This window comes from Anaerococcus lactolyticus S7-1-13, from assembly GCF_000758765.1.
Classification (GTDB): Bacteria; Bacillota; Clostridia; order Tissierellales; family Peptoniphilaceae; genus Anaerococcus; species Anaerococcus lactolyticus.
In genome coordinates this window covers 63,542-83,671 of record NZ_JRMW01000025.1, presented here as the reverse complement: position 1 = coordinate 83,671, position 20,130 = coordinate 63,542, and the positions used below count along the sequence as shown (strand labels likewise).

Here is a 20,130-nt window from a genome sequence, read left to right as displayed (position 1 = left end):
TATTCTTAGCAGTTTCCAGGGGAATAACCCAGAAAGGAGACACAGTGTTAGCTAAAAATTATTTAGTACCAACTGTCATTGAGCAAACAAATAGGGGCGAAAGAGCCTATGATATATATTCAAGACTTCTAAAGGATAGGATAATTTTCCTATCTGGAGAAGTGCGTGATGAAGTGAGCGATATAATAATCGCCCAACTTCTTTTCCTTGAAAGTGAAGACCCAAATAAGGATATACATTTTTATATCAATTCCCCAGGTGGAGTTGTGACAAGTGGTCTTGCCATCTATGACACAATGAATTATATAAAACCAGATGTATCTACAATTTGTATTGGCCAAGCAGCATCAATGGGGGCTGTATTATTATCATCAGGAGCCAAAGGCAAGAGATTTTCCCTACCAAACTCCAATATAATGATCCACCAACCATCAGGTGGGGCCCAAGGTCAAGCATCAGACATAGTTATCCAAGCTGAGCAAATCCTAAAAATAAAGGCTAACCTTAATAGGATTTTGTCAGAAAATACTGGCAAAGACTTAGCGACTATTGAAAAAGATACAGACAGAGATTTCGCGATGACAGCAGAAGAGGCCCTAAAATACGGCCTAATTGATAAAGTAATAGAAAGTAATAAGTAAAATGGCTAATAAGGAAAAAAGTACGGTAAGATGTTCTTTTTGTGGTAAGGATGCCAGCCAGGTCAAGAGGATAATAGCAGGGGCAGATGGTTATATTTGCAATGAATGTGTTGAGCTTTGCTCTGATATTATCAAAGAAGAAAAGGGTGGCGATAATGGATTTGATTTTGATTTTAAATTATCAAAACCAAAAGATATTAAGGCCTACCTTGACTCTTATGTAATTGGTCAAGAAGATGCAAAGAAGACCCTATCTGTGGCAGTCTATAACCACTACAAAAGAATTACTAGCAACGAAGACGATTCAGAAGTTGAATTACAAAAATCAAATATTTTAATGCTTGGACCAACAGGATCAGGTAAGACTCTTCTTGCTCAAACCCTTGCCAGAAAGCTTAATGTTCCATTTGCCATTGCAGATGCTACAAGCCTTACCGAAGCAGGTTATGTGGGTGAGGATGTAGAAAATATTATCTTAAAATTAGTCCAAGCAGCTGACTATGACATTGAAGCAGCAGAACTTGGTATAATCTATGTTGATGAGATAGATAAGATTACTAGAAAGAGTGAAAATCCATCTATAACCCGCGATGTAAGCGGGGAAGGCGTCCAACAAGCCCTTCTTAAATTAATAGAGGGAACTGAGGCCAATGTTCCACCTCAGGGTGGAAGAAAGCACCCATCTCAAGAATATATTAGGGTAGATACTACAAATATTTTATTTATTCTGGGTGGTGCCTTTGAAGGCATCGGCAATATCATAAACCAAAGACAAATGGATAAGACCATTGGTTTTGGGGCAGATATTACAAAGAGAGAAAAAACTGACCTATCCATGGTAAATACAGACGACTTGTTAAAATTCGGTTTGATACCAGAATTTATAGGCAGGGTTCCGATTATAGTTAGTCTTGATGCTCTTGACGAAGAGGCTCTTGTAAGAATTTTGAAGGAGCCAAAAAACTCCCTAATTAAACAATATCAAAAGCTTTTTGACCTTGATGATGTAAAGCTAAGTTTTAATGACGATGCAATTTCAGAGATAGCAAAAAAAGCCTATGATCAAAAGACAGGTGCTAGGGGTCTAAGGACAATTATTGAAAATCTCCTTTTGGATGTGATGTATGAAATCCCATCAAGAGATGAAATCAAAGAAGTAATTGTAACTAAAGAATCTATTGATGACCATAGTAAACTAGAATATAAAAAGAAATAAAGATACAAAGGGGGAATGCTAGTCATTTCCCTTTTTATAACTAAGAGAGGCAAACATGAAAGAAGTTTATAAAATAAGTGAAGTAAATCTCCCCCTAATACCTCTGAGAGGATATTGGGTCATGCCTACTACTATGCTCAATTTTGACTCATCAAGATCTATATCAAAAAATGCTGTGGAAAATGCAAAACTTAACAATGAAGAGTTGTTTTTGGTAAACCAGCTTGATATTTTTGATGACAATCCAAAAATGGATGGTCTTCATGAGATAGGCATAGTTGCAGAAATCAAGGAAACTTTTCCTTTGCCAAATGGAGATGTGAGAGTTTTTGTTCAGGCAACAGGCCTTGGAAAAATTAAAAATCTCCATGTAGCAGAAGGTTTCTTGAGAGCTGAGGTTGAAAAATACGAATATATAGAAGAAAATGAAGAAAAAACTGATATCCTAGAAGCCCTTCGCAAACTTTTGGTAAGTGAATTTAGGGATTTTGCCATGATTAATGATGATATCCCTGACGAAATCGCCTATGGCATGACTGAAATAGAAAATTACCACAGGCTAGTGGACCTAATCACCTATCATCTCGATCTTGCACCAAAGGAATATTATCAAATCCTTTCAACCTTTAACGCCAAGGAGAGGATGGAGCTTGTTCATAGGATTATAAATAAGGAAATAGAACTTAAAAATTTAGGAACAGAAATAGAGCTTGCTGTTACAGAAAATATCAACCAGTCCCAGAAGGAATACTACCTAAGGGAAAAGATGGATGTTTTGAAGAAGGAACTTGCATCTACTACTGGTCAAGCAGAAAACGAAGTTGATGAATTAAGGTCCAAGATAAAAAAGATTAAGTTTGACAAACAAGCGAGAAAATCGCTTGAAAAAGACCTTGATAGGCTAGATCTAATCCCAGAAATGAGTCCTGATTATGGGGTTTTGTCATCATACCTAGACTTCGTAGTTGGCCTTCCTTGGAGCAAAAAATCTAAGGAAAGTCTTGATATCAAAAAGGCTTCTGAAATTCTTGATGAGGACCATTACGGTCTTAAAGATGTCAAGGAAAGAATCCTTGAGTCAATAGCAGTTAAGATAAAAAATAAGTCTGTAAGAGGGTCTATAATTTGTTTAGTCGGTCCTCCAGGGGTGGGAAAGACCTCTATTGCTAAGTCTGTTGCTCGCGCCCTAAATCGTGAGTTTGTTTCAATGAGACTTGGTGGGGTGACTGATGAATCTGAGATTCGTGGTCACAGGAGAACCTATGTTGGTGCCATGGCAGGTCGTGTCATTGCCAATATCAATAGAATTGGAGTTAAAAACCCAGTTTTCCTCTTAGATGAGATTGACAAACTAGGATCAGACTTTAGGGGAGATCCATCAAGTGCATTGCTTGAAGTCCTAGATCCAGAGCAAAATGATAAATTTATTGACCGTTATTTGGATATACCATTTGATTTGTCGGATGTATTTTTCCTAACTACAGCCAATGACATCAACGCCATTCCAGATGCGCTTTTTGATAGGCTAGAAGTGATTGAATTATCTGGCTATACCCTAAGTGAAAAGCTAAATATTGCCAAAAAATATTTGATTAAAAAGCAGATGGCAAATACAGGTTTGAAGGAAGATGAATTTTCAATTTCAGATAAGGTTATAGAAAGAGTGATAAAGGCATACACTCGTGAAGCAGGTGTGAGGGAGCTTGAAAGGCTAATCGGCAAGATTTGCCGTCGCTCCGTCAAGGAAATCCTTGAGGGCAAGAAAACCATCAGGGTGACTATGCAAAACTATACCAAGTTTTTGGGTCGTGAGAGATTTATTGATGATCATATCCTAAAAGAAGAGAAGGTGGGAGTTGTAAATGGTCTTGCTTGGACATCTGTTGGTGGAACTATGCTTACAGTTGAAGCTAACGTCATGGAAGGTAAGGGCAATGTAGAATTTACTGGTTCTCTTGGCGATGTCATGAAAGAATCTGGACAGGCAGCTCTTGTCTATATAAGGTCAAATGCAGGTAAACTTGGTATTAAGGGTAAGTTTTACGAAGATAAGGATATCCATGTCCATGTTCCAGAAGGGGCAACTCCTAAGGACGGCCCGTCTGCAGGTATAACTATGACCACAGCCATTGCTTCAGCCCTTACAGGCAGGAAGGTTAAAAATAATCTCGCCATGACAGGTGAAGTCACAATCACAGGTGATGTTTTAGCTATTGGTGGCCTAAAGGAAAAGGCCCTTGCAGCCTACGCTTATGGCATTAAAAACGTGATAATTCCAAAGGATAACGAGCGTGATACAGAAGACATTGACAAGGAAATTAGGGATAAGATTAACTTTATTCCAGTATCAAATGTGTCAGAAGTTATAGAAAGAGCTCTCATATGAAAATTAAAAATATAGAACTTGAACAGGTGGCAGGTTTTAAGGCCCAGTGGCCAAAAGATGCCTTGCCTGAGATTGCATTTGTAGGTAGGTCTAACGTCGGCAAGTCTTCTTTTATAAATTCATTTTCAAATAGGAAGGCCATTGCCAAGATTTCTTCCAAACCGGGTAAGACCAGGACTATAAATTTTTATAGGGCAAATGATACTTTTAGGCTAGTAGACCTACCTGGCTATGGTTTTGCCAAGGTATCAAAGGCAGAAAAGGCCAAGTGGGATAAACTAATCAACGAATACCTCCACGACAGGGAAAACCTCAAGGAAGTATTTTTGATAGTAGATATCCGCCACGAGCCAACAGCCCTAGATAAGCAAATGTATGAGTGGATTATTGATTCTGGTTATATGGGTTTTGTAATCGCAACCAAGTTTGACAAAATCTCTAAGGGCCAAATCCAAAAACACATCAAGCAAATAAAAAAGAAACTAGAAATAGAAGACGAAGGCCTAATCTTCGCCTACTCCTCAGAGACCAAACACAACAAGGACGTCCTAGAAGAGCAGGTTGAAGTGATAATAAATGCATAAAATTGCAAGCAAAAAGTAGGTGAAAATCCACCTACTTTTTTGATGTTGATTTATTTGGCAGAAAGTGTGAATTCTGCGATTTTTTCGTAATTTCCGTCTGTTAGTTTGCCTGAAGTTTCATTTATTTTTGATCTTGATAGGGTGAAGGTGATTTCTCTGCCGTCTTTGATTTCATCTAGGCTTAGGTCTGAGAAGTCGTTGTTATAGAGGAAAGTAGCTATGCCGTGATCAACTGTTCTTATGTCAAGCTCTATTTTTTTGCCGTCCTTGTCAAGGCCTTCAAGTTGGTAGTCATAGTCTGCATCAAGGCCTTCAATGATAGCGGTCATGGTGATTGGGTTTACTTTCATTAATTTAATATTTGATCCATTTTCAAGTTCGTAGTCTTGGGCTAAGACTTTATTTTCTTCATTAACAAGATTTGAAGAAGCCTTGATAGATACGATATCACTCTTTGTTCCCTGTAGGAAGTAGAGGTCTACATCAGCATTTTCTAGGCTAGGAAAGTTCTTGTCAAAGTTAATCATGGTTGATGTTGTATAAGTTTCGCCGTCTTCATTATCAGCTGCTGAACCAGATTCGCCAAGGGCCTTATAGGTTTCGCCGTTGATTACAACCTTATAAATACTTGCTTCTCTTGTAGAAAATGCCATACCATTTACTTTGTTACTTGTATCTCTGAGGACGTTTAGGAAAATATGATTATCTTCAATGGCAAGATTATTAAGGATAAAGGAGTCTTCGCCAATGGTGATTGGCTTATTAAGCTCAGTTACATATTTGTAGGAGTCCGGGCTTGCTCCGAAGGTTTCCATGAAGGATACTTTGACATCTGTTGTAAATTTAGAAACTTCAGCCCTTACTGGTGGGACGGTAAGTCCTAGTGCAAGCAAGAGGGCTGCTGCAACTGCCATATATTTTTTATTTGATTTTTTCTTATAAGTTTTTGCTGTCATATATAATTTCTCCCTTTCTATATCATTTAATTCAAATTCGTTAGTTTCAAAGTCTAGGTCGTTTATCTTATCATAAACATTTTTCATTTTGGATTTCCTCCTTGATTTTTTTCTTGCCCCTGGCTACCCTGTTGTAAAGTCCTGCCTTTGATATGTCGTAGACCTTAGCCAAATCATCGTAGGAATAGCCTTCTAAAAATAATTTCCTAAAAATTTCTCGGTCTTTTTCGTCAAGGACCTTCAAAATTTCTTCTGTTTCGTCAATACTTATGTCATCATCAGTTGATAAGTAAGGAGAAACTTCGTCCAAATCTACACTCTTGTGCCTGATTTCCTTTCTTAGGGCATCTATAGCTTTATACCTTGCCACACCAGCGCACCAGTTTTTAAAAGAAGACCTTGCAGGATCAAAGGAGTCTATATTATCCCAAACTGCGAGCACGCTATCGTTTAGGACCTCCATCCTGACATTTTCATTAAAGGTAAGAACCTTATAGATAGATGCCTTCATAACCGGGCCATAGGAGTCGATAAAGGCTCTAAGGGATTTTTCATCTCTATTTTTTATGCCTTGTATTATTTTTTCTTCATTCATATGCCCTCCTTCACCTATGTATTCGTAGAGAGTCCTAACTTTCTATCAAATAAAAAAAATAATTATAAATATGCGTTATTACGACCCAAGACCTAACCTGTGTGCATAAATAATTTATTAGATAATTATTTATAAATATTGCTTCAATTGGCTAGCTTAGGTGCTCGCAAAGGTTTCATATCTTTGATATCATACTGGTGAAACAGAATACATAAAGGAGAGTGTATGAAAAAAATAAAACATTAGCATTATTGCTTTCAATATCTATGCTTTTATCAGCTTGTGGTGGAACAAAAACTGATAATAAGGCAGGATATGGCAAAGATTCTACAGTCGGTGAAACTACAGGTGAGGGTACAGCAAAGGGTCACAATGGTGATCTTAAGGCAGTTGTAACTTTTGATGGAGATAAGATTGCTAAAATCGATCTTACTCATGAAGAAACAAAAGGTCTAGGCGATGAGGCAGCTGATAAGCTTGTTGACGAAATTATTGCAAATAATTCTGTGAATGTTGAGACAGTTTCAGGTGCAACAGTTACATCTACCGCTGTTATAGAAGCAGTTAAGGCTGCCATCCAAGCTAGTGGTAGGGATGTAAAGAATTTTGAAGCTAAAAGCGAAGCTAAAAAAGGTGAGACAGTTGAAAAAGAAACTGATGTAGTTGTAATTGGTGGTGGTGCAGGTTTTGCTGCAGCTGTTAGTGCCAAGGAAGCAGGAGCAAATGTAATCCTAGTTGAAAAACTTGCAACAGTTGGTGGTAATACTCTAATTTCAGGTGGAGAATGTGCTGCTCCAGATAATGACCTCCAAAAAGAAGAAGGCATCAAGGATAGCAAGGAACTTTTTGCTAAAGATGTAGAAGAAGCAGGTGGAAATCCAGAACTTATCAAAGTGCTTGCTGATAAGGCCACAGAAGATGCTTATTGGCTAAGAGATGACATCGGAGTTAAGTGGTTAGATTCACTAATGTTCTTTGGTGGTCACTCTGTAAAAAGATCTCTAATTCCTGCAGATCACACAGGTAACGAACTAATCAAAAACTACCTAAAGAAAGCAGAAGAATTAGGAATAGAAGTAATCAAAGAAGCTGATGTAAAAGAAATCTTATCAAAAGATGGAAAAGTTTGTGGTATCAAGGCAGAAACCAAAGAAGGAGACCTAGTTGTAAACGCTAAGTCAGTTGTAGTTGCATCAGGTGGTTTTGGTGCCAATGCTAAAATGTGCTACGAATATGATAAGGAAATCGACGAACACGTCCTATCAACAAACTCACCAGGAGCTACAGGGGATGGTATCCTAATGGCAGAAAAACTTGGTGCTGATACAGTTGATATGGATAAAATCCAACTTTACCCAGTATGTGACGTTGAAACAGGAAAACTTCTTTACTGTGGAGACACCAGACTTGTTGGTGGCGCCCTTCTTGTAAACAAAGAAGGTAAGAGATTTGTAGAAGAATTGGGCACAAGAAGAGAAATCTCAATGGCAATCAAAAAGCAGACAGACTATGTTGGCTACCTACTTTGGGATGAAACATCAAACGAAAAAACAGGCACTATGAAATCAAATCCAGAAGAAGCAAAATCTTTATTTGATAGGGGCCTAATGGTTAAGGCTAACACTCTTGAAGAATTAGCTGACCACTTTGGAATCGACAAGGATGCCCTTCTTGAAACAGTTAAGACTTTCAATGAAAACTCTGCAAAGAAAGAAGACCCAGAATTTAACCTAAGAATGCTAGGCTGGCAAGTAAAAGATGCTCCATTCTACATGATGAAGGTAGACCCAGCAGTTCACCACACCATGGGTGGTCTAAAAATTAATACAGAAGCTCAGGTATTAAACAAAGACGGCAAGTGGATTGAGGGACTTTATGCAGCAGGCGAAGTTACAGGTGGCATCCATGGTTCAAACAGACTTGGATCAGTAGCTATGGCTGACATCACTGTATTCGGAAAAATAGCTGGTGAAAACGCAGCAGCAAACGCTAAAAAATAATATATAATATTTAAAATAGCTCTTCGGAGCTATTTTTTATTTAATTAATAAGATTGCTAATAATTGTTTAACTTTAGTTGCTTTACGGTATATATAAGATAGCGAAAAAATATAAAAGCTTTAATCAAAAGCTAGGAGAATTTATGATACAAACTGAAATAAAAAACAAGATAGGAATAATTTATTTAGATAGGCCTCAGGCCCTAAATGCCCTAAACCGACAAATGATAGGAAAAATCGAAGAAACTTTGAAATCTTGGGAAAAGGACTCGGAGATCAAGGCTATTTTATTTGACTCAAAATCAGAACGAGGATTTTGTGCAGGGGGAGACCTTAAGGAAATATATGTAGATTATCTTAAAAATGATGAGGCTAAGGATAAGGACATATTTTTCAAAGAAGAGTTTGCCCTTGATAAATATATAATGACCTACCCAAAACCAATCATTAGCCATTGGTTTGAGGTTACCATGGGTGGGGGAATAGGTCTTACCATCCATTCTGACCTAATAATAGCAGATGAAACTGTGAATTGGGCCATGCCAGAAACAAGTCTTGGCTTTGTTCCAGACGTGGGAGTAGGATATTTCATATCAAAATTACCGCAAGCTATGGGTCAATATGTGGGCTTACTTGGGGCAAGGCTTTATCCAGATGACCTTCTAAGCTATGGATTTTGTCATATGCTGATTGATTCAAAAGACTATGGCGAACTTGTTAATAGGCTTATGGATATGGACGCAGATTCAGAAAATTTGATAGAGGATTTTAAGGAAAAAGTCCTAGATTTGAACCAGCTTCCAAAAGAAACAAAGAATACCAAAAATTTAGAAGAAATAGAAAAGCACTTCTCAAAAGATGGGGTAGAAGAAATCAAAAATAGTCTAGAAGCAAGTGATTCTGATTTTGCAAAAGAAAGTCTGGCTATATTAAATAATAGAGATCCTTTTATGTTAGAAGTCCAATTCAAAAAATATTTCCTAGGCAAAAAGCTGACAAAGCAAGAAACTATTGACTTAGATTTAGAAATTATTAAATACGGTCGAAAAACAGGTGCTCTTGAAGAAGGCATTAGGTCAGTTCTGATAGATAAGGACAAAAATCCAACCTGGCCAACAAAAAGTCTCGAAGATGTGGACCACGAAGAGGTTGATAGGCTTTTAGGGATCAAATAGGAGAGAAATCCTACTTGGAATAAATAAGGATTAAAAATTATAAGCCATATATTTAAGGGCCAAAGCTAGCTTGTTTATGGGCTCACAGGCCCTAGTGTAAGCTAATGGAAATTTGGTCAATAAATTATATAATATTTCTGAGGTGATTAGATGAATATAGGAATTTTAGTAGCAGTTGAATTTGATGCTTTTTATAACATCTACAAAGAACCAATCGAAAGGTACAAGCATGGTAGCTTTGAAGTTTTGAAATACCATATCCATGGCAAGGATGTCTTTGTTTGCCCTTCAAGTGCAGGGCAAATTCGTGCTGCAATTGCTATGACCCTTCTACTTGATGTTTATAAGTGCACTACCATTATAAATTATGGGGTTGTGGGCGCTTTAAATGATCGCAAGGTGGAAGAGCTTACTGTTGTGGAAAGTGTGAGCCATTACGAATGGGACACATCTGATGTAGATGACGTAGCAAAAGGCCAATACGAGATTTTTGATGATGTTGCTATGAAAACTACGGGCAAGCTTGTAGATTTGGCAATGAAGATTGACCCACACTTGGAAAAAGTTAAGCTTGCTTCAGGTGATAAATTTATAGCAGGTCTTGATGCAAAAAGCAAGCTAGCCAAGGAGTGGTCTTGCGATATTGTCGACATGGAAGGAGCTGCTATTGCCCTAGCCTGTCACTTGTATGGGGCAGATTTCCTCATGATAAAGGCAGTATCAGATGCACTAACTGAAGGTGGAGCAGAGTTTTATGCAAATTTTGAACGTGCGTCAAAAGTCGCAGTTGGGATAATTGATGATATCATCAAAGCTCTTTAATTTTTGCTCTAGGGATAAAATTCATTTATAAAGTGAATAAATTTGGGCTTTTAAAGAGGAAAATATCTGTAAAATGATTTGGGAATTGAAAATATAAAGATTTTTAATAAAAATTGTCAAGCAAAAAGCAAGGCGCAAACCTTGCTTTTTAAATTTCTTAGATTTCTGCTGAGTTTTCCCAAAGACCGTGGATGTTGCAATAAGAAAGTGCGTAAACTTCGCCGCCCTTGTCTGTTTTAATTCTTGCTTCAACACATGGTTGGGTGAAGATTTCTTCTTCGCCGTGAGCCTTAAATTCATAAGAACCAACTTCGATTGGGAATTTTGCTCCTTCTGGTTTGAAGAATACTTTGATCCATGCGATGTGGTGTTCAAATGTGTTTGGGTGAGCAACTTCTTCACCAACGTTAGCCTTGATGTGAACAAGACCATCTTCTTTGGTGATGTGGATTACTGGAACGTGTTTTTCAGCTTTCCAATCAGCAGTTTGAATTGTTTCTGTTAGTTTCATATTATTCCTCCATATATTATAGTCTACATTAAATAATATACCCTAGCTGATGATTTATAAACACTTATTTTTCAACAAAGTTACTTTAACAAATTACTATATTGCAAATAATTCTTCTTAAAATATAATTAAATAAAGGAGCAACTATGGATAGGTTAAAAGAATTAAAAGAAGCAAGAGAAGCCGTAGACCAAGTTATTGTAAGGATAGATGCAGGAATCAAGCAATTAGAGTCAGCATCATCTTGGGGCATCCTAGATATTTTAGGAGGAGGCTTAATTTCAAGCCTTGTTAAAAGAAACAAGATAGGAGAGGCAAATCGTAGCCTAGAAGAAATATCGTCTAGTCTTAAATCATTGAATAAAGAACTAAGTGATGTTGATATAAGCTTGCCAGATACCATACCAGATAGTTTCTCAGACGAGTTATTTGACATGGTTTTTGACAATATCTTCACCGACATAAGAGTCCAAGGAGAAATAAAAGAAAACTTAGTTGCCTTAAAAGAATTAAGATACGCCATAGTAGGTCTAGGTGAGAAGCTCGAAAAAGAAATAAGAGAATTGGAAGCGAAAAATTAAGGAGTAGGAAAAAATGGACGTATTATTAGTGGTTGATTTGCAAAATGACTTTGTAGACGGTGCCCTTGGTAATGAGGGCAATGAGAAGATAGTCAGTCCGATTGAAAAATTGGTGGATGATTTTAAGGGTGAAGTGATTTTTACTAGAGATACTCACGAGGAATCTTATTTGGAAAGTCTTGAGGGCAAGCACCTACCTGTTACTCACTGCATAAGGGGAAGTAAAGGATGGGAAATAAAAATCCCTACCAAGGATAAAAAGATAATAGATAAGCCTTCTTTTGGGTCTTATGAACTTGTTGATTATCTTAAGGACTTAGATAAAAAAGAAAAAATCGAAAACATCTACATGGTTGGAATTTGTACAGACATCTGTGTCCTATCAAACGCCATCATGATCAAAAATGCCCTTCTTAATACAGAGGTGACAGTCATTGAAGACTTGTGCAAGGCTACAAGCGAAGCCGCCCACCAAGCAAGCCTAGTCGCCATGGCATCCTGTCAGGTAAATATAATAAAATTTGCTGATTTTAGGCAAGAATAAAAATTTTTAAAGCTATGAGTTTGAAAACTCGTGGCTTTTTTGTTAGATTTTTTTATATAATATTTTTATTTGCTATAATAGAAATAGAAAAACTAAAGGAGCTTTTATGAAACTTGAAATTTGTATTGATTCATTTGATGGGATGGTTGGTGCTTTTTATGGTGGGGCTGATAGGGTTGAGATTTGCTCGGCTTTAAGTCTTGATGGGCTTACGCCAGATGCTGGTCTTGTTGATATTTGTTGTGAGTATGAAGATATAGAAAAATTTGTCATGGTTAGGCCAAGGCCAGGACATTTTACTTATGATGATTTTGAGCTTGGCCAGATGAAGGCGACAATTATTGCCTTTAAGGATAAGCCAATCGATGGCTTTGTCCTTGGTGTCCTTGATGAGGAGGGTCGTCTTGATATAGAAACTATGAAGGAACTTGTATATTTAGCTTTTCCAAAGAAGGTTGTTCTTCACAGAGCTTTTGATTATTCAATCGACGGTGAGGAAAAAATCGAAGAGTTGATTAAGATGGGATTTGAAAGAATCCTAACTTCTGGCAAAAAACCAAGGGCTGTTGAGGGCTTGGATTTGATAAGGGACTTGCAAATTAAATACGGAGATAGGATTGAAATTATGGCTGGATCTGGGGTTAATCATGAGAATATCAAAGAAATTTACGAAAAAACCGGCATAGAAAATTTCCATTTATCAGCTAGTTACACAGGCCAAAGCGAGATCTCCTATGATAATTTTGGAAAGGCTTTTGATGATTATAGGTGGACCAGTTCCGGCCTTGTTGAAGCAGCAAGATTAGCTATTGATGACTTAAAAAAATAAAAAGTGTGATTTGAGTCATAGTAATTTTTCCAATCTTTGTTAAAATAAAAATAGAATTTAGAAAGTTAAATAGTTTTACAAAGGAGGAAATATGATTAAAGATAGCAAAATTATTTTGGTTGGTGATGGTGCAGTAGGTTCATCTTTTGCCTATGCTTCAACAATTTTAGGTATAGGTAGGCAGCTTGGAATTATAGATTTGAATGAAGATAAGGCTGAGGGTGACGCTATGGACCTCTCAGATGCTCTTTCTTTTACTAAACCAAAGGAGATTTTCAAGGCAGATTATTCTGATTGCAAGGATGCAGAAGTGGTTGTAATCACAGCTGGAGCCCCACAAAAACCAGGTGAAACCAGACTTGATCTAGTAGGCAAAAACCTAAAGATTTTTAAGGATATGATAGGTAAGATTAAGGATTCTGGCTTTGAGGGAATTTATGTAGTTGCTTCAAACCCAGTAGATATCCTTACCTATGCAACATGGAAATATTCTGGCGCTCCTGCAGAAAAGGTAATCGGTTCTGGTACAAGTCTTGATACATCAAGGTTTAAAAAAGAAATTGCTTCCCTAATTGGCATTGACCCAAGAAGTGTTGATGCTTTTATCTTAGGTGAGCACGGGGATACAGAATTTCCAGTATGGTCCCATACCAATGTTGGCGGTCTTCCAATTTATGAATGGGTAGCCAACCACTCAGAAGTAGACGAAATGGCCCTATTAGATACTTTCGAAAAGGTAAGAAACGCTGCCTATGAAATAATAAATAAAAAGGGAGCAACTTTTTACGGTATAGGCATGGCTCTTGCTAGGCTTGTAGAATCTATCATAAATGACGAAAATTCAGTATATTCAACCTCATCCTACCTTGATGGAGAATATGGGGAAAAAGATATTTTCATTGGTGTTCCATCAGTAATCGGCAAGGAAGGCGTAAAGTGGGTAATAGATGTGCCACTTACAGATACCGAAAAAGAAAGAATGAAAAAATCAGCTGACACCCTTAGAAAGGTAATGGTTGATTCTGGGCTTGTAGAAGATAAAAATTAATAAAAAAATAAGGGAGTAGGATTCTACTTCCTTATTTTTTGCATAGTAAATTATTTTAGTTTAAGGATATGACAATTTTCCTTATTGTGGGGAATTATACGTTGTAATTTTATCCAACGCAGAGCCTATTTATATCCCCATGGCTCTTATAAATAGTTTTATAAGATTTTTTTATCTTATTGTAGTGATCAAATAATTTGATTTTTTGATCCTTGTCGGCATATACTTTCCAGTAGCCGTTGACCAGAAACTTAGCCCCCTTATTTTCTATAAAACCAACTACGTCCTCATAGGGGTAGCCAAGAAAAATACCTATTTCGTGGGGAAAAGATTCTTTTTTAAACCTATATTTCAAATGCCTAATGCATTGATCAAGGTCATTTGTCTTATAGCCCAGAGTTGATAAGAGGTTTTTTATCTTTGTTTGGTTTATTACGTAAGATAATTTTGCGGGTCTATAAGCAAAAATTTGAGCGGTTTTTTGGTCGGTCTTAAGTATTTCTACATACATATTTTTCTTGTTAAGTATTTCATTCCACTCAGAGACCATTTTTTGGATGTTGATATTTTTAATGTTTTTAAAAGTAAATAGATTTGCGATTTTTTTATTAGCTAAGGTCTGTGATGCGTAATTAACCAATAAAAATTCATTCATTTTATTGTAAGGCTTTAGCTAAATCTGAAGCTGCCCTTCTACATTCTTTTAAAGCATCGTCATCTGGATAATCATAAGCAATTAGTCCATCACAAACTAGGTTTATACCGTCACCTTCGCATCTTTCTTGCCAAGTGTGCATCCATTCACCCTCAGCCCATTCATAAGAACCAAATATTAAAACAGGTTTATCTGAAAGAGATTTTTCTACGCTTTCAAACATAGGTTCAAATTCACCTTCTTCTAATTCTTCAGATCCCATAGCTGGACAACCAAAAGCAAATCCGTCATAATTTGCTACATCGCCTTCGCTGAATGAAGAACAATTAATTACTTCTGCTTCTAAATCAGAATTTTTAAGCTCATCAGCTATTTCATTTGCCATGGCTAGAGTGTTACCGGTACCTGACCAATAAACTATTGCTACTTTTTTCATGTTTTTCTCCTTAATTTGATTTCGTAATTTATGATATTAATAATCCTTATCAATATTTATGAGACTGATAATCCTTATCAACATCTATCCTAATAATAAACTATTGTTTGGTTCTTGTCAAGCATTTTTTTATTTTTTTATTAAAAAATGAAGAAAAGCTAGATTTCAATCTTTATATTATAGTATATGTAAAAAAATAGGGTAAAAATTCTAGTTTGAAAGATAAGAATACTAAATTTTGGCAAAATATAAAAATTAAATAAAAAACTATATATAAATCATAATATTTCTAAATTTGAATTCTTTTTATATAGGTGTATTATAAAGTGAGGACACAAAAAAATAAAGGTTAATAATCATGAATCTAAAGTTTAGATAATGAAAGATAATGAATATAAATATTCGGATTATTAATTTAATAATAAAGTAAAAATAATATAATATGATTAATACTTTATTTTCGTAGCAAATTGATTATTAAAATATAAGGCTAAAAGATTTTAACAAAAGCAAAATCCTATTTTATTGAAATTATTAAAAGTCTCAGTTTATATTTTTTGGTCCTATTTAGAAAGGAAGTTAGTGATGAAAAAAATATCAAAATTTATTTCATACCATCCTAGGTTGGTACTTTTGGTGATGACTATTTTACTAATACCATCATGGATTGGATATAAGTCCACAGGGGTAAACTATGATATCCTATCATATTTGCCAGCAAATCTTGAGTCTACCCAAGGCCAGGAGATCCTTGATAAGGACTTTAAGAATGCTGCTACGGGTATGCTTATCCTAAGGGGAACTGACCACGATGCAGACAAGTTAAAAAAAGAAATATTAGAAATAGAAGGAGTAGAAGATGTAATTTCAAAGTCTTCAATCGTGGGCGATACAGTTCCTAATGAATTTTTGCCTGATGAGATTAGGAAGGCTTTTTATGCGGAGGATTCAACTCTTTTGATGGTTAAATTTTCTGAGTCATCTTCGTCTTTTAAGACTATGGAGGCTATAGATCATATAAGGAATCTTGAGTCAAAGGAAAAATACCTAAGTGGTATTTCTTCTTTGGTTAAGGATACTAAGGACTTAATTGATAGGGAAACGCCGATTTATGTTGGCTTGGCGGTTGCCTTGGCTCTTGTTGTTTTATCTTTGGCCAATGAATCAACTATTATCCCATTTCTCTTTATGCTAAATATAGGTTATGCAATTTTGTATAACTTTGGGACAAATTTTTTCTTGGGAGAAATTTCCTATATTACTAAGGCAATCGCAGCAGTTTTGCAACTTGCTGTTACAACAGATTATTCGATTTTCCTCTACCATAGGTATGTAGAGAAGAAAAAGAAAAATGAAAGCAACAATGAGGCTATGGCTAAGGCTATTGATTCGACTCTTTCATCTATCTTTGCCTCTTCCCTTACAACATTTGCTGGATTTTTAGTGCTTTTATTAATGCAGCTGGGTCTTGGTAAGGATATAGGTCTTGTAATGAGCAAGGGAGTGCTCTTAGGTCTTATTTCAACAGTTGTAGTCTTGCCACCAATGATTCTCCTTGCTGAAAAACTTGTAAACAGGTTTAACCACAAGGTTTTACTTCCTGATTTTTCAAGGATAGCAAATTTTACAATAAAACATAGGAAAAAACTTTTTATAGTATTTTTGATTTTGTTCATCCCAGCTGTCTACGGGGCAAGAAATACCAATCTTTATTACAATTTGGACAGGTCGCTTCCACAAGACCTTGACTCTATTGTTGCCCTAAACAAGATGAAAAAAGACTACAATATGGCCTCAAGCCACTTTATAGTGGTCAAGGAAGACCTTTCAAAAACAAGTGTAAATTCGATGATAGAAGAAATTAAAGATGTGGAGGGGGTAAATAACGTCCTAAGCGTAAATTCAATGACAGGTCTTACTGTGCCAAGCGAAATATTACCTCAAAAATTAAAGCAAAACTTCGTTCAAGACGGCTATCAGATGATCATGGTTAATTCAGAATACCAAACAGCGTCAAATGAAGTTAATAACCAGATTGCAGATATTGATAAAATTGTAAAGGCCCATGACGCTGATGGAAAAGTTACAGGTGAGGCAGTTTTAACAAAAGACTTGACAATCCTATCCGATAGGGATTTTAAGATGGTAAATATCGTTTCGCTTATAGTGGTATTTCTAATCATAGCCTTAGTTTTCAAGTCATTTGCAATTCCGATTATTTTGATTAGTGCAATTGAACTTGCGATTTTCATAAATATGGGAATTCCATTTTACTTTGGCCACACCATTCCATTTATCACTTCGATAATTATAGGTGTAGTCCAATTAGGTTCAACCATTGATTATTCAATACTTATGATGGATAGGTTTATCTTTGAATATAAAAAACATAGAAATCTAGAAAAGGCACTTGATTTGTCAGTAAGGGAAACATCAAAATCAATAGTTACATCTGCACTTTCATTTTTCGCAGCAACTATTGGTGTAGGTATCTACTCAAAGATGGAAATTGTATCAACTATTTGTATATTTTTGGCTAGGGGTGCGATAATTTCAATGCTTGTAATAATTATCTTCCTACCTGCCATAATAGGGCTTACAATTCCCTTTATCGAAAAAACTACAAAAGGATTTAAGGAAGGAAAAGAAAATGAATAAAAAATTTGTAAAAGCTCTAGCAGTTTTAAGTGTAAGTTCAATTCTTGGTGGGAATATCGCCTATGCTAGTGCGACTAAAACTTATAAAAATGAAACTGTTTATGTCACCAAAGAGGCGGATAAAGTCAAAGATAAGACTGTTTCAGTTTGGATAAACAAGGACGGAAGGACAGATGTAAAGGATAAGTCAGACCTTAAAGACATTAAAAATCTTGAAACTGATGAAAAAATCGAGACCAAGGACGGCTTTATTGATATAAATTCTAAGGATAAAGACTTTTATTACCAGGGAAAGACCGACAAGGACTTGCCTGTGGATGTAGAAATAAAATACGAACTAGAGGGTAAGGCCATAGATTTTAAAGACCTAGAAGGAAAGTCTGGCAAGGTAAAAATTACTATCACAGCCCACAACAAGGTAAAAGAAAAGCAAAAATCTGGCAAGATGATTTACTCACCATACCTTGTAATGACTGAGATGACCTTTGCAGATGACCAGGTAAAAAATATCGAGGCTGATTCAGCAAAAATCGTTAAAGACGGCAAAAACCAAATAGTAGCCGGGGTCCTTACTCCAGGTCTAAGGGAAAATTTTGCTGGCCTTCTGGATGCTGAAAAGCTCGCTAAGTTTAAGGACCAGATTGAAATTGAAATAGATGTAGAAAATTTCAAACCTAGCGAAGCCTATGTTGTAATTACAAACGAAATCTTCCAAGACGGTAAAAGCTTAGGATCCTTTGATGATTTGGAAAGTGGACTTGATGAATTAACAACAAATGCAGGAAAACTTGTGGATGGTTCAGGCAAACTCAAAGAAGGAAGTCAAAGCCTAAATAAAGGGATTTCTGACCTTGCTGATGGATCTGAAAAATTATCCGCAGGATCTGAGAAGTTGATTGCAGGTTTTGACCAAATGAGTGGAGCCTTTGCAAGCTTGCCAGAAAAAATTGGACCAATGGAAAATGCCATTTCTGCCCTAGATAAGGGAGGTGCTAATTTAAATCAGGGTCTTAACCAATATACAGGTGGTCTTTCTGAGATTAATTCAAAAATGGGAGATTTGATGGATGGTGCAGACCGTTTGAATCAAGGTGCGACCAAGTTAAATGCAGGTATTGAAAGGCTCAGCCAAGGAAGTAAGGAACTTAGGGAAAAATTATCCCAAGATGCCAAAGGAGGCAATCTATTAGAATTTGCGACCTCTTTAAAGGACTTAAGAACAGGTATTGATGACTTTAGCGGGAATATAAATCCTATGGCTGAATCCTTAGAAAAATTAAACCAAGGCCTAAAATCAGCAAGTGACTCTTCAGAAAAAATATCAAAATCCCTAGCTGACTTAAGCGCTGCAGGAGAAAATGCGCCAAATATCGAAGGGGTAATATCAAATATTAATAAGAATGCGGCTAGTCTTGAAAATCAAATAGCTAGTCTTGAATCTAAAAATACTGATGGGGCTTTGACAAGCGAAATTGAAAGTCTAAGGGCAATTAAAAATGAACTTTATGGCCAAAGTCAAAAACTTGGCGCCAGTGCAAAGGTAAATGCAGAAATTTACGCTAGTTTAAAAAACTTAAGCGGAGCATCAAATGAGCTTACAAGTGGCCTTAACAAATTGAGCCTGGGCCTCGGAGAGATGAGTGAAAAGCTTGATGGATCTAAAAATGATCTAGAAGAAGCATCAGTCAAACTAGGAGCGGGTATAGAAAAAATTGAAAGTGGCTTATCTGATTCCGACCTAATGAAATTAGGGGAGGCCCTAAGCCAACTTGATGAGGGCTTAGATAAGTTAAAGGAAGGTTCTGAAAACATGGTGGCTGGTACACAAGCCAATAAGGAAGGAGTGGATAAACTCGTTAATGGTTTAAATTTATTAGATTCAAAATCTGCTGACCTAAGAGAAGGCTCAGAAAAATTATCAGATGGTCTTAGCGAATTTAAGGAAAGGTCTAAAGCTCTTAGTGAGCTTGGATCAATAGATGATAAGGCTTTAAATCCGATGGCTAAGGGGCTTTCTGACTTAAATAAGGGAATACTTGACCTAAGGACAGGTGCACTTAAGCTAAAAGAAGGGTCAGATACTTATAATGAAAAGTATGAAGAATTTGACTCAGGACTTAGAAGATACAAGGAAGAAGGTATTGATAAATTAGCCGGAAAAACCGGAGATATCAAAGAAATAGGAGAGATCCTAGACCAAATGTCAAAGCTTGCTAAGAAAAACAATTCAATATCAGGCTCAACTGATGATATTGAGACAAGATCAAGGATAATAGAAAAAATCAGATAAGATATTGATATTGAAAGATCTAGGAAAACTCATATAACAATATCAAGAGAAGCCATCTCTTACAAAGCTGAGTATTTGAGACAAAATAAATTTACCAAAAAGACGCCAGGTCTCCACGAGCCGACGGGCTTGTTGCTGGCGTCTTTTTATTGTTTACTTGTCGTAAAGGTCTAGATACTTTTTTACAAAAATTAAGATTAACC

18 protein-coding genes are annotated in these 20,130 nt (G+C 36.3%); 13 read left to right on the top strand and 5 right to left on the bottom strand.

What is annotated here, in order from left to right; genetic code table 11:
* Positions 1-44 precede the first annotated feature (44 nt).
* From clpP to yihA, 4 genes are read left to right on the top strand one after another with little or no spacing between them, the layout of a single operon-like run.
* The gene (gene clpP, locus HMPREF1630_RS02865) at positions 45-641 is read left to right on the top strand and encodes an ATP-dependent Clp endopeptidase proteolytic subunit ClpP (protein WP_037326878.1); all 597 of its coding nucleotides are present in this window, start codon (positions 45-47) and stop codon (positions 639-641) included.
* 1 nt (position 642) lies between these two features.
* Positions 643-1,857: an ATP-dependent Clp protease ATP-binding subunit ClpX gene (gene clpX / locus HMPREF1630_RS02860; protein WP_004828054.1), complete on the top strand. Its 1,215-nt coding sequence runs from the start codon at positions 643-645 to the stop codon at positions 1,855-1,857.
* A 55-nt stretch (positions 1,858-1,912) separates the two neighbouring features.
* Positions 1,913-4,243 carry an endopeptidase La gene (gene lon / locus HMPREF1630_RS02855; protein ID WP_037326876.1) on the top strand — a complete coding sequence of 777 codons (2,331 nt, stop codon included), beginning with the start codon at positions 1,913-1,915 and terminating at the stop codon, positions 4,241-4,243.
* Positions 4,240-4,827, top strand: a complete 588-nt coding sequence (yihA, locus tag HMPREF1630_RS02850; protein WP_037326874.1) for a ribosome biogenesis GTP-binding protein YihA/YsxC — start codon at positions 4,240-4,242, stop codon at positions 4,825-4,827. The genes lon and yihA overlap by 4 nt, the downstream gene beginning before the upstream one ends.
* Before the next feature lie 50 nt (positions 4,828-4,877).
* On the opposite strand, the gene HMPREF1630_RS02845 is transcribed toward yihA, so the two are convergent.
* Positions 4,878-5,870 carry a hypothetical protein gene (locus HMPREF1630_RS02845; protein WP_037326872.1) on the bottom strand — a complete coding sequence of 331 codons (993 nt, stop codon included), beginning with the start codon at positions 5,868-5,870 and terminating at the stop codon, positions 4,878-4,880.
* Positions 5,854-6,378, bottom strand: coding sequence for a sigma-70 family RNA polymerase sigma factor (locus HMPREF1630_RS02840; RefSeq protein ID WP_037326870.1), 525 nt, complete (start codon positions 6,376-6,378; stop codon positions 5,854-5,856). Before HMPREF1630_RS02840 ends, HMPREF1630_RS02845 begins: the two co-directional genes overlap by 17 nt.
* 221 nt (positions 6,379-6,599) lie before the next feature.
* Here HMPREF1630_RS02840 and HMPREF1630_RS02835 point away from each other — a divergent pair, with 221 nt between their 5' ends.
* The 3 genes from HMPREF1630_RS02835 to HMPREF1630_RS02825 all read left to right on the top strand — a co-directional run bounded on the left by HMPREF1630_RS02835 (position 6,600) and on the right by HMPREF1630_RS02825 (position 10,375).
* Complete coding sequence (locus HMPREF1630_RS02835) at positions 6,600-8,378, top strand: flavocytochrome c (protein ID WP_037326867.1); 1,779 nt, start codon at positions 6,600-6,602, stop codon at positions 8,376-8,378.
* A gap of 143 nt (positions 8,379-8,521) precedes the next feature.
* Positions 8,522-9,553, top strand: a complete 1,032-nt coding sequence (locus HMPREF1630_RS02830) for an enoyl-CoA hydratase/isomerase family protein (protein ID WP_037326865.1) — start codon at positions 8,522-8,524, stop codon at positions 9,551-9,553.
* 150 nt (positions 9,554-9,703) lie between these two features.
* Positions 9,704-10,375, top strand: coding sequence for a 5'-methylthioadenosine/S-adenosylhomocysteine nucleosidase (locus HMPREF1630_RS02825; RefSeq protein ID WP_004828071.1), 672 nt, complete (start codon positions 9,704-9,706; stop codon positions 10,373-10,375).
* A 157-nt stretch (positions 10,376-10,532) separates the two neighbouring features.
* On the opposite strand, the gene HMPREF1630_RS02820 is transcribed toward HMPREF1630_RS02825, so the two are convergent.
* Complete coding sequence (locus HMPREF1630_RS02820) at positions 10,533-10,886, bottom strand: class II SORL domain-containing protein (RefSeq protein ID WP_037326862.1); 354 nt, start codon at positions 10,884-10,886, stop codon at positions 10,533-10,535.
* Between the two features lie 146 nt (positions 10,887-11,032).
* On the opposite strand from HMPREF1630_RS02820, the gene HMPREF1630_RS02815 reads away from it, so the two are divergent.
* From HMPREF1630_RS02815 to HMPREF1630_RS02800, 4 genes are all read left to right on the top strand, one after another.
* Complete coding sequence (locus HMPREF1630_RS02815; RefSeq protein WP_037326860.1) at positions 11,033-11,467, top strand: hypothetical protein; 435 nt, start codon at positions 11,033-11,035, stop codon at positions 11,465-11,467.
* A gap of 13 nt (positions 11,468-11,480) precedes the next feature.
* A complete protein-coding gene (locus HMPREF1630_RS02810) occupies positions 11,481-12,011 on the top strand; it encodes a cysteine hydrolase family protein (protein ID WP_037326857.1) in 531 nt (176 codons plus the stop codon).
* Positions 12,012-12,117: 106 nt separating this feature from the next.
* The gene (locus HMPREF1630_RS02805) at positions 12,118-12,840 is read left to right on the top strand and encodes a copper homeostasis protein CutC (RefSeq protein WP_037326856.1); all 723 of its coding nucleotides are present in this window, start codon (positions 12,118-12,120) and stop codon (positions 12,838-12,840) included.
* A gap of 94 nt (positions 12,841-12,934) precedes the next feature.
* Entirely contained in the window at positions 12,935-13,888 is a 954-nt protein-coding gene (locus tag HMPREF1630_RS02800) for an L-lactate dehydrogenase (RefSeq protein WP_037326934.1), read from the top strand.
* Positions 13,889-13,997: 109 nt separating this feature from the next.
* On the opposite strand, the gene HMPREF1630_RS02795 is transcribed toward HMPREF1630_RS02800, so the two are convergent.
* A complete protein-coding gene (locus tag HMPREF1630_RS02795) occupies positions 13,998-14,543 on the bottom strand; it encodes a DUF3793 family protein (RefSeq protein ID WP_004828083.1) in 546 nt (181 codons plus the stop codon).
* Position 14,544: 1 nt separating this feature from the next.
* Entirely contained in the window at positions 14,545-14,979 is a 435-nt protein-coding gene (locus tag HMPREF1630_RS02790) for a flavodoxin (RefSeq protein WP_004828085.1), read from the bottom strand.
* A 585-nt stretch (positions 14,980-15,564) separates the two neighbouring features.
* On the opposite strand from HMPREF1630_RS02790, the gene HMPREF1630_RS02785 reads away from it, so the two are divergent.
* A complete protein-coding gene (locus HMPREF1630_RS02785; RefSeq protein WP_037326854.1) occupies positions 15,565-17,637 on the top strand; it encodes an efflux RND transporter permease subunit in 2,073 nt (690 codons plus the stop codon).
* Positions 17,630-19,927 (top strand): YhgE/Pip domain-containing protein, encoded by a 2,298-nt coding sequence (locus tag HMPREF1630_RS02780; protein ID WP_037326851.1) that lies wholly within the window; start codon positions 17,630-17,632, stop codon positions 19,925-19,927. Before HMPREF1630_RS02785 ends, HMPREF1630_RS02780 begins: the two co-directional genes overlap by 8 nt.
* The last annotated feature ends 203 nt before the right edge of the window (positions 19,928-20,130 follow it).